This window comes from Methylobacterium iners (assembly GCF_022179305.1).
Classification (GTDB): Bacteria; Pseudomonadota; Alphaproteobacteria; order Rhizobiales; family Beijerinckiaceae; genus Methylobacterium; species Methylobacterium iners.
Genome location: NZ_BPQP01000004.1, coordinates 156927 through 166703 on the forward strand (window position 1 = coordinate 156927; position 9777 = coordinate 166703).

A 9777-nucleotide genomic window follows, 5' to 3' on the forward strand; every position below is an offset into this window, starting at 1 on the left:
CGTTCCGTTTTTATCACCGCCACTTTACTTACCCGCTTTGGAGCCACTACAGTAACACCCTGGCGGAAGACGAGACCTCAGCAAGTCTGCAAAGGGTGAGTTCTGCGCGTCGGCTTATGGGTGGGCTCTTGGCGGAAGCGGACGTCTCATATAGGACGCCGCAGACCTACTCCGGACCTAAAAAACACTCAGCATACGTATTACTTCAAACACAAGCGCAAATGCATCAGTGACCTGTCAGCACAGGCTGAGCAATGCATCGTCACACGGCAGCAAGCCCATCTGACAAAGACGATTAACGCTGACGTTCATCATAGACTGTCGCGGGCTCGCCCGCTAAGGTGAGGCGAACCGTGCCGTGGGAGCACCGGATCGTCTTGTCTCGCTTCGTTGCGTGATCATGAGACAGCCAGGGGGGCGATGGTGACAGGAAGCCGAGACGGCCAAGCGGCAACTGGAATCATCGGACTCGACGACATCATCGCCGGAGGGCTCGAACGCGGGCGGCTGTTCTTGCTCGAAGGCAATCCGGGCACCGGCAAGACCACCATCGCAATCGAGTTCCTCATCGCGGGCGCTCGCGCCGGTGAGCGCTGCCTCTATATCACCCTGGCCGAGACCGAAGAGGAGCTGCGCGCCGGCGCCACCTCGCACGGTTGGAACCTTGCGGGCGTCGAGATCTTCGAGCTGATCCCGCCCGAGAGCCTGCTCGACGAGGACCAGCAGCAAAGTCTCCTCTATTCCTCGGACCTCGAACTTGGCGAGACCACCAAGCGCATCTTCGAAGCCTTCGAGCGTGTCGGTCCCGACCGGGTGGTCCTCGACAGCCTGTCCGAGATCCGGCTGCTGGCCCAGAGCTCCCTGCGCTACCGCCGCCAGGTCCTTGCCCTCAAGCACTACTTCGCCAAGCGGAGCGCGACGGTGCTGATGCTGGACGACCTTACCACCGATGCGAACGACAAGACCGTGCACAGCGTCGCGCACGGCGTGATCCGGCTGGAGGAAACGTCCCCCGAGTACGGCGCCGACCGTCGGCGGCTTCGCATCGGCAAGTACCGCGGCCGGCGCTATCGTGGCGGCTATCACGACTTCGCCATCCATACCGGAGGCATCCGCGTCTTCCCGCGCCTCGTCTCGGCCGAGCACAAGACGCGCTTTGTCCGTGACACCCTCAAAACCGAGTCGGCCGAGCTCGACGCGCTGCTTGGCGGCGGCGTCGACCGCGGATCGAGCGTCCTCGTCCTCGGTCCGGCCGGCACGGGCAAGTCGCTCCTGGCACTCACCTTCGTCCAAGGCGCGGTCAAGCGTGGCGAGAGAGCGGCCATGTTCGTATTCGACGAGGAGCTCGGGCTCCTGTTCGATCGAGCCAGGGGTCTCGGCCTCGATCTGCAAGCCATGGTCGACGAGGACCGGCTCTTCGTCGAGCAGGTCGACGCCGCCGAGCTGATGCCGGGCGAGTTCTCGGAGAGGGTCCGACGCTGCGTCGAGGTCCACGGCGTCAGGACGGTCGTCATCGACAGCCTGAACGGCTACCAGGCCGCCATGCCGGGGGAGCAGGCGCTCATCTTGCACATGCACGAGCTGCTCCAGTACCTGAACCGGCAGGGCGCCACGACCTTCCTCACTGTCGCGCAGCACGGCCTCGTCGGCGATATGAAGGCGCCGGTCGACATAACCTACCTTGCCGACACCGTCATCCTCCTGCGCTACTTCGAGGCGTGGGGCCGGGTGCTTCGGGCGATGTCCGTCGTGAAGAAGCGCATGGGCGCGCACGAGGACACCATCCGCGAGTACCGTATCAACGGCCGCGGCATCACGCTGGGCGAGCCTCTCACCAACTTCCAGGGCGTCCTCAGCGGTGTACCGACGCTCGTCGACGCCGGCCCCGTCCTGCTCAGGGCGGACGAGGCGTGAAGCGCACCACGCTCTCGGAGCGCGCTCTGGTCCTCGCGCCTCGCGGGCGAGACGCGCCGCTCGCGGTCGCCATGTTGCGCGAGGCCGGGATCAGTGCGGCGCCCTGCCCCTCGTTGCCGCATCTTATCCAGGAGTTGAACCGCGGCGCCGCACTGGTCGTCGTGACGGAAGAGGCCCTCGCTACCGCCGATCTCGGCTCGCTCGCGGCTTGGCTCGCAGACCAGCAGGCGTGGTCGGATCTACCTTTCGTACTCCTGACGAGCCACGGGGGCGGGATCGAGCGCAATCCCGCAGCGCGTCGCTACTTGGACGTGCTCGGCAACGTCAACTTCGTCGAGCGCCCCTTCCACCCGACGACCCTGATCAGCTTGGTGCGCTCAGCCCTACGCGGGCGCCGCCGTCAATACGAGGCACGGGCGCGGCTTGAAGCACTGCGCGAGGGTGAGACGCGGCTGCGCCAGGCGAACCAGACGCTGGAACAGCGCGTGGCAGAACGCACGGCCGAGCGCGACCGCATGTGGCGGCTCACCACCGACCTCATGCTGGTCGCGCGCACAGACGGGATCGTCACGGCGGTGAACCCGGCCTGGCACCACCAACTCGGCTGGTCACCGGAGGACATGGTCGGTCGCACGACCGCTTGGTTGGAGCATCCCGACGACAGGGAAGCCACGCGCTCTGCCGTGGAGCAATTGGCAGCCGGCCACGCGCTGAGCTCGTTCGAGAACCGCTTCCGCACGCGCCAGGGCGCGCATCGCTGGCTGTCATGGACGGCCGCGCCCGAAGGGGAGATGCTCTACGCCACAGCGCGTGACGTCACGGCAGACAAGGCGCGCCAGGCCGACCTGGAGCGGACGCAAGAAGCGCTCCGCCAGTCGCAGAAGCTGGAGGCGATCGGGCAGCTCACGGGCGGCGTCGCCCACGACTTCAACAACCTGCTCACCATCATCAAGAGCTCGACGGATCTGCTGCGTCGGCCGGGCCTGGCCGAGGAGCGCCGGCGCCGCTACGTGGACGCCATCTCCGACACCGTCGACCGTGCCTCGAAGCTGACGGGCCAGCTCCTCGCCTTCGCGCGCCGTCAGGCGCTCAAGCCCGAGGTGTTCGACGCCGCGCGTCGCGTTCAGGCCGTGACCGACATGCTGCGCACGATTGTCGGCTCGCGGGTACAGATCGTCACCGCGCTGCCCCAGGAGCCCTGCTTCGTGGAAGCGGACGTCAGCCAGTTCGAGACCGCGCTCATCAACATGGCCGTGAACGCGCGCGACGCCATGGGCGGCGAGGGCCGGCTCACGATCGATGTGGTGGAGGTCGCCGCCATGCCGCCCATTCGCGGGCACGGCGGCAGCCCCGGCCGGTTCGTAGCGGTCTCGCTCGCCGATACCGGGCACGGCATCCCCGAGGACAGGCTATCGCTGATCTTTGAGCCGTTCTTCACGACGAAGGAGGTGGGCAAAGGCACGGGGCTGGGCCTCTCCCAGGTGTTTGGCTTCGCCAAGCAGTCCGGCGGCGACGTGGCGGTCGAGAGCGAAGTCGGGCGCGGCACCACCTTCGGCCTGTACCTTCCCCAGGCCGAGGGGCAGCGCGCGCCAGTTAAGGAGGCGGACCCCCTGCAAGTAGAGGCCCACATGCACGGGCGGGGGCGCCGGGTGCTCGTGGTTGAGGACAACGTCGAGGTCGGAAGGTTCTCGACGCAGATCCTGCAGGATCTGGGCTACGAGACGGTCTGGGCCGCGAACGGCGAGGAAGCTCTGCGGCGGCTCGACGAGGCAGACGCCTTCGACGTGGTGTTCTCCGACGTGGTGATGCCCGGTATGAGCGGCGTGCAGCTCGGCCACGAGATCCGGGATCGCTACCTCGACCTACCTGTCGTTCTCACCTCCGGCTACAGCCACGTGTTGGCCGAGGAAGGCCGGCACGGCTTCGAACTGGTTCACAAGCCCTATGCCGCGGAGGAGCTGTCACGCGTGCTGCGGCGCGTCACTCAGCGTCGGCGCATGCCACCGATGCCAGTGCCAAAGTAGGTTCAACTTCCCCCATTGCCTTAACTCGGCTCCTGGCCCGGAGCTGCCCGACCACTCGCTGCCCGACGGTCGCGGCGTTAAACTCTATTCTTTAGCTTCGGGCGAGCGGCGAAGCGCTTCGATCTTGCTCATCACCTGATCGCGTGCCTCTGCCAGGCGAGTTCGAAGCACGGACGGGTCCTGGCCGGTACGGCAGGCCTCCTCGACGGCTCGGCACAGGTCTGACAATCCCACGAAGCCGAGCACCCCCGTCGAAGAGATCATGACGTGTGCCTCATAGGCCAGTTTTTTAGCGTTACTTCCTGAGGGCCCGAATCGCTCCGTCAGTTCCTCAGCAAGCAGGCGCAAGAGCGCGTCGGTCTGCTCTTGGCCGACGTTGGAGCGCACATCGTCAAGCTTGTCCTCGTCGAAGGCCAAAGGGTCTATGGCATCCAAGTCGATACGCCGGGCCACGGTCAGTCTCGTACAAAGCCAAGGTTCGGCGGATCGATTGCACGCGACTGAGTTTAACGCAAGTTAGCTTTCGAAGCGTCAGCCGGCATGCATCTATGCTGCGCCGCTTGAAGCTTCGTTGCGCACGGCTGCCTCCCCTCGGAGGTGCATTCACGCCCTTATCGCCCTCAACCCGCGAACGACCGCTTGTGACCAAGTCGCGAGCCGACTTCTATCGCAGAATTGGGTCGAAACCTGACAACGGCTAGGTCGCCATTGCGCACCTATCGACCCTGCTTTCGACCACTCCGCAAGGTCGGAGGCGGAGCTTCATTCTCGGCCGGCTCTTTCAGCAACTCGGCACTGGCTACCCGCAGCGCCGCAGCCAGCTGATCCAAGACGTCAATCGAGGGGTTCTCGGTGGCTCTCTCGATACGGCCGACGTAGCTGCGGTCCAGGCCTGCATCCACCGCCAGCGCTTCCTGGCTCAGCCCCAGCGCGACCCGCAGCCGCCGCACATTCCAGCCCACCAACGCGCGACCGTTCATAAGGCCAAGCGTGGCCTTGTGGGACCATCAATCCACGGATAATGGTCCTCTTACCGCAAGAACGCGGACGCTTCGCTGAAGCTTGTCAAAGCTCTCAGCATCGCCCGGATGGCGCCATGTATCCCAACCTCAACAGCGGCCCTGGCTACACCTCGCCGGCTTGGCGCATCTTCATCACGCCCGGTATCCTCATCCTGCGCTGGCAGTACCTCTTCCCGAAGGCCGGGGACGTGTTCGGCTCAGGCCGGCGCCTGAACAATCCCTTCGCTCAGATCCTGTCTGCCGCCTTCTTCTGGCTGCTCGTCGCCGCCTTCCTTACCGGCGTAGTCCTCGGGAACCATAGGACGAGGGACCAGGGTGGGGGCATCCGCAACGCCGACGGCAGTACGAGCTTCCGGCCCGTCAGCCCGCCGGGGACACCGCCGACGCTCACCGCGCCTGCGCTTCCCACCCGGTGACACCGATGGCTTCCCTCTCGCGCAGTTTCGCTCGCCCCGTCAGCAGTCTGGCGGTCGGTCTCCTGCTTCTCACGAGCGCCACAACGGTAGCGACGGAGTTGCCCGCCGCCCTCAAAACCGACGCCTATATGACGTGGCCTAACCTGCACGTAGAAGCAGACCTCGGGCAACCCTCTCTTGGGCTTGCTCCGCTTCAGACCGTGATCGCGGCGTTCATGGACAGCACGGATCACTTCTGCGTCGTCAACCCGGTACGGGAGTCCGACTACCGGGTACAACAGCTCACATGTGACACGCCCAGTGGTCGACCAGCGATCTCGGCACAGTTGCGGTACGCAGATAACCTCTACGTCCTCACCGATCTGAAGGTCGCCGGTCGTCCGGTCCATGGTCCTGCAGCGGTCACCTTCCTCAAGAAGGTCGTGCCGATCCAGACTATGCTCGATAAGTTCCGCATCCTGGCGAACGCTCCGGAGATCGGTCCTGTCGACATCGGGACGCTTGACGAGGTTCGAAAGAACCTCGCTGCCAACTCAAGGGGTTCTTCCTGTACCTCAAAGGTACGCGCGGAGAACAGGCATTATGAGGTCGAGTGCTCGGTAAAGTACCGCACCTACAGCTTCACCTTGAAGAACAACGGTCACGGTAACCTTGTGCTCTGGGATCTGCAACGCGACGCCAGGCCGCTCAACGCTGCGCAGAAGGCTGACGCCTTCCGCGAAGTCTTCGACATCGACCCGAACCATCCCTGAGATTTCAAGCTGTACGAGGTTTCCATCTAGTCTGGATTAACCTGTAAATTTGGAAGGGCCTCTACTTCGTTACTGAATGACAGCACGTTCTTCGTGCCGGGCGCTCAGCTTAGCTCGTCGAAGCTAACCAGGACCACTCCAGCAACGCACCAACGCCAAGAGGCAGTCAGCCATGCGACCAACCTCTATCGCCGTCATCGCTGGTCTCGCCGTGCTTAACGGCGGTCAGGCTTTGGCGGAGCCGAAGCTCGACGGCGAGTTCAGAGGACGAGGTGAAGGACGGCTGACCCTTCAGGTGTTCGCCCTTGACGACCCATCGCCTGTCGCCGGAGCCTACTTCGTCAGCCTTCAGACTGCCTTGCCAAACCGCTGCACGGGTCAGGTCACGGGTATCGCGCGCACGTCCGCGCCGCTAACCCTCACCCTGAGGCAGAAGCCGGACGAGGACGGGGACACCTGCGAGGTGGTGCTGCGCTACACCTCGGACGGCAAGGGCCTGCGTGTCGACGAGAACGCCTGCGGAAACTGGCACGGCAGGGAATGCGCCTTCGAGGGAAAGCTGACGAGGGTACCACCCGTGCCCTGACCCCCTGCAGCCGCACCGACCGCTCGTAGTGACAGCCGGCGGGTACAGAGGCCAACTCTTTATCCCGAGATGACCTTCGCTCAATCTAGGAAGACTCCCGGATGAATCATTCCTTCTTCGTTGGCGATCAAGCTCATGGCGCGCCTCTAGGTCGCGTCGCTGATCAGGTCGCCCGCTCGCGACGTTCTGGACGACGCGGCCTGTGTCGGATCCTGCTGGGAGCCATTGCGGTCGCACCGGTCTGCCTCGGGTTACCTGCGCTGGCTCAGCCGGCCACGCCATCGGCATCAGGGGCACCGCCGTCCGAGAGCCTGGCCATGAAGGTATGGACGATCACCCTCAACACCGCGCCGGATCGTTCGTTGTTCTGCGAAGTGGGCATGCGCGGCCGAAACCGTGAGGCCGGAGGCGACTACAGCATCCGGTACCGCTTCGAGCGCGGCGTGGCGCCTGTGCTGATCGTGAGCGCGACGGCGCTGAAGCTATCGGTCGTCGAGAACCTGTCCCTCGCCGTGGACGGGCGGGCGCTCGGTACGCTGAAGACTCGACGCACGCGGCTCGCCGGGGATGAAGTGCTCGCGGCAAGCATCGACGCCGGACGGTTCGACGGCACGATCCTGCCCGCACTCCTGAAACCGGATGCCATCGGCTTGGAACTGTCAGCGGGCGGACGCTTGCTTCAGGCGCCGATCCAAGGCTGGGGCGCCGTCATGGGTAACTTGGAAGCGTGCATGGCGAGACTGCCCGGTTAGAGCCGAACGAAGGGCCTGAGCGGTACTTGGAACAGCGCGCAGTGCTTTGCTTTGCGGCTCCGCACTATAGCCCAGGGTGACGCCGAATGACTTACGAGCCTCGGACCAAGATCATGGGGAAGGGACGAGTTTGCCGACTTGCGCCGGCAGTCTCGCTCTTGTGTGCTGTTGCAGGCCTGCAAACAGTTGCAGCAGCACCGACGAAAGCAGCCGAACTGCTGCGCGGCCGCTGCTACATGGACATCTGCAGCTGGTTCAGCATCGAGGAGCGCAGCATCGTCGGCTCAAACAGCCAAGGCGCGCTCTTCAAAGTGAGCATGAGAGGTTGGGAGTCTCGTCATCCCGACGGAACCTATGACCGTCCTGCTCCCCGAAAGGGCGGTCAGATCTCGACGAGCTATCACTTCTGCTCCAGGCCGAAACCGGCCGTCATCGTTCCGACGGACCGCGGCGGGTGGCAGGTGGACTACCTCGCGTTGAATACGCCCTATGGTCCGCCGGGCGCCCTCGAGAATGTCACGGCCACCTACTATGCCGTCTGCCACGGTGTTGCGGCCAGCAATCCTGCCGCCTTCGTAGAGCTGGGGCGACGTTTCGGCTATCTCGCCATGGAGGAGGCACCGGAAGGGTCGCCCATCGCTCGACCGGAAGACATCCTGAGGCCGTAGGACCAGCCTACGTGTACACTCATCCGAGCACTTGAAGCGTACCGGAGGCTTAGTCGGCCCCTGACATGACGCAGTAGCAAGCCTGCGTCCGCGAGGGCCATCGGTGACATGCCGCTGCGGCACTTGCCCCGCAGCTCAACAGGCGCGCTCAGGCCGTCGGCGCCCTGTATCGGACCGAACTCGTCGACCCCGCTGGGACGAACGATCCCGCCATCGTTAGCTTCAGGAAGCTGACGCCCGAGACAATCATCACCGCCATCGCACTCTTGGACTGAATACGCATAGGATGGTGTTGGAACGACAAGCCGTTGCCATCTGCACCAAGTCGCTGCTACAAACGCCAACCCTTCGATCCGGGTGAAGCGTTGATCTTGCTTGGGAATTTGGCGTCTGTGGCGCAGGAACAGGATCCTGGCGCCCCAGCCAAGTCCCTCGACGCATCGGTCCCTCACCATCGCCCCTCCGTTTGGCCGGGGCGGAGCGGACCATCCGATCGGCCTTGCTGTTTCGACTTGCGGCTACCGTCGCGACGGAATCAACTCTGATGCCGCCGCACCCTCAAGCTCTCTGTAAGTTCATCCGCTGCCAACGTTTTCCGGGATGCTGACAACACCGAGCCAGCGCGAAAGACATGTGTCTTCTCGCCCGGCTGGCGCTTCCGTGGCTTTGTTCTGCCAAAACGCATGCCGAGAAAGGCCGAACGTTGCGACGCACCAGTGAGACCTCTAAGCGATCAGTATAGTGCCGGCTTGCCAAACAGAAGTTTTAATATTAATCGTTATATTAGTCTTTCAAATGTGAATTCTTTGAATAACTCGATAGTATTAATACCTGTAAAATAGACACTCAATGAGCAGGCATATCGCCGTGCAACCAACCTTGAAGTATTGCAAATTGAACGATCTGTGCGCGACTGGAAATACCTAATTTGCTACATGTTCTAGACTTTAGGGTCTCCACTGTTTTGATATGTATATTCAAAAGTGCCGCTACTTCCTTGGTAGTGTATCCGAAAGCAATATATCTTAAGATTTCTTTCTCACGATCAACTAGGGAGTGCTTACTGATCTGGGGACTTCCGCCCTTCGTGACTTGATAAGTCGCGGGATAGCGTCCGGGAAGCGAGCGGTCGAGATAGGTACCCCCCGCTGATACCGCCCTCACGGCTTGTACAATGTTCTGAAATGCAGAGCGCTTCAATACGTATCCGCATGCTCCAGCTTCAAACGCCTGTTCTACATAGACCCGACTTTCGTAGACGCTGAGCATCACCGCGCGAGCATAGTTTCCTCTCTCAACAAGCTTTCGCGCAACGGAGACTCCGTTCATCTCCGGCATTGCGATGTCCAGGACGACGACGTCGGGCGCGAGATCCATCACGGCCTGCAACGCGGCCGTTCCAGTGTCTACAGAGGCGACGATGTCGACTTCGCCCGCCGCTGTCAGAAGATCCGCCACGCCGTGACGAAAAACCGGGTGGTCGTCTGCAAGCACAGCGCGGATCACGGTCCGGTCAGGCATCATTCCCTTGACTCCCGTTCAATCGGACCCTGGCCACGATCGACGTGCCGCTGCCCGGTGCGGATTCGATGTCCAGACCTCCACCCACCAGAGCTAGGCGCTCGCGCATGCCGATGAGGCCG

The 9777-nt window shown here is 63.1% G+C and carries 10 protein-coding genes; 7 read left to right on the plus strand and 3 right to left on the minus strand.

The annotated features are described in order from the left end of the window. Positions 1 to 420: 420 nt before the first annotated feature. Positions 421 to 1914, plus strand: coding sequence for an ATPase domain-containing protein (locus MFF55_RS01685; RefSeq protein WP_238242342.1), 1494 nt, complete (start codon positions 421 to 423; stop codon positions 1912 to 1914). Next, a complete protein-coding gene (locus tag MFF55_RS01690) occupies positions 1911 to 3938 on the plus strand; it encodes a response regulator (RefSeq protein ID WP_306421373.1) in 2028 nt (675 codons plus the stop codon). Before MFF55_RS01685 ends, MFF55_RS01690 begins: the two co-directional genes overlap by 4 nt. Before the next feature lie 84 nt (positions 3939 to 4022). Here MFF55_RS01690 and MFF55_RS01695 read toward each other — a convergent pair whose 3' ends face one another. Further along, positions 4023 to 4391 carry an Hpt domain-containing protein gene (locus MFF55_RS01695; RefSeq protein WP_238242343.1) on the minus strand — a complete coding sequence of 123 codons (369 nt, stop codon included), beginning with the start codon at positions 4389 to 4391 and terminating at the stop codon, positions 4023 to 4025. Positions 4392 to 4654: 263 nt separating this feature from the next. Beyond that, on the minus strand, positions 4655 to 4918 hold the full coding sequence (locus MFF55_RS01700; RefSeq protein ID WP_238242344.1) for a helix-turn-helix domain-containing protein: 264 nt from the start codon (positions 4916 to 4918) through the stop codon (positions 4655 to 4657). 116 nt (positions 4919 to 5034) lie between these two features. Here MFF55_RS01700 and MFF55_RS01705 point away from each other — a divergent pair, with 116 nt between their 5' ends. From MFF55_RS01705 to MFF55_RS01725, 5 genes are all read left to right on the plus strand, one after another. Next, positions 5035 to 5376 carry a hypothetical protein gene (locus tag MFF55_RS01705; RefSeq protein ID WP_238242345.1) on the plus strand — a complete coding sequence of 114 codons (342 nt, stop codon included), beginning with the start codon at positions 5035 to 5037 and terminating at the stop codon, positions 5374 to 5376. Positions 5377 to 5381: 5 nt separating this feature from the next. Continuing rightward, complete coding sequence (locus tag MFF55_RS01710) at positions 5382 to 6128, plus strand: hypothetical protein (RefSeq protein ID WP_238242346.1); 747 nt, start codon at positions 5382 to 5384, stop codon at positions 6126 to 6128. A gap of 172 nt (positions 6129 to 6300) precedes the next feature. Next, positions 6301 to 6714 carry a hypothetical protein gene (locus MFF55_RS01715; protein ID WP_238242347.1) on the plus strand — a complete coding sequence of 138 codons (414 nt, stop codon included), beginning with the start codon at positions 6301 to 6303 and terminating at the stop codon, positions 6712 to 6714. 317 nt (positions 6715 to 7031) lie between these two features. Next, complete coding sequence (locus MFF55_RS01720) at positions 7032 to 7466, plus strand: hypothetical protein (protein ID WP_238242348.1); 435 nt, start codon at positions 7032 to 7034, stop codon at positions 7464 to 7466. An 86-nt stretch (positions 7467 to 7552) separates the two neighbouring features. Continuing rightward, complete coding sequence (locus MFF55_RS01725) at positions 7553 to 8134, plus strand: hypothetical protein (RefSeq protein WP_238242349.1); 582 nt, start codon at positions 7553 to 7555, stop codon at positions 8132 to 8134. 846 nt (positions 8135 to 8980) lie between these two features. On the opposite strand, the gene MFF55_RS01730 is transcribed toward MFF55_RS01725, so the two are convergent. Further along, entirely contained in the window at positions 8981 to 9658 is a 678-nt protein-coding gene (locus MFF55_RS01730; protein WP_238242350.1) for a response regulator, read from the minus strand. Positions 9659 to 9777 lie beyond the last annotated feature (119 nt).